The sequence below is a fragment of the Dictyoglomus sp. genome, assembly GCA_025060475.1.
GTDB lineage: Bacteria > Dictyoglomota > Dictyoglomia > Dictyoglomales > Dictyoglomaceae > NZ13-RE01.
This window is the reverse complement of record JANXBZ010000064.1, coordinates 1-588: the sequence shown is the minus strand read 5'-3', so window position 1 is coordinate 588 and position 588 is coordinate 1. Positions and strand designations below refer to the sequence as shown.

1 protein-coding gene is annotated in these 588 nt (G+C 24.8%); it reads left to right on the top strand.

Going from position 1 to position 588, the window contains the following annotated elements; all coding sequences use genetic code 11:
* On the top strand, positions 1 to 391 hold a 391-nt coding region (locus NZ841_08535; protein MCS7202806.1), incomplete at its 5' end, for a LarC family nickel insertion protein.
* Positions 392 to 588 lie beyond the last annotated feature (197 nt).

Here is a 588-nt window from a genome sequence, read left to right as displayed (position 1 = left end):
AATAGGAAATTTAATAGAAAAGATTATTAAAAATGGAGCATTAGATATTTCTGTTTTCTGTGGCATAGGTAAAAAAAATAGACCAATTTTTAAAGTTGAAATTTTAGTTCCAGAAAGTAAGTTTAATGAAATTAGTAATATTTTATTTCAGGAAACTACTACAATAGGATTTAGATACAGAAGAGAAAATAGAGTTGTTTTAGATAGAACTATAAAAGAAGTTAATACTGAATTGGGGAAAGTAAGGGTGAAGATTGCTTATAGAGAAGGTAAAATTGTTAACTTATCTCCTGAATATGAGGATTGTAAAAAAATTTCAGAAGAAAAAAATATCCCTCTTAAGGAAGTATATCAAAGAATTTATAAAAATTTGGAAAATAGATTAAAATAAAGATATAATATATATTTCTATGTTTATTGGGACTTTAAAATTTGAGATTATTATACCAGGCAGTACAAGTTTGAAAGATAAAAGAAAAATTATTCAATCGCTTCAGGATAAAATAAAATCAAAATTTAATGTTTCTATTGCTGAAGTTGATTATCAGGATAAATGGCAAAGAACTGTTATTGGGTTATGCCTTGTAA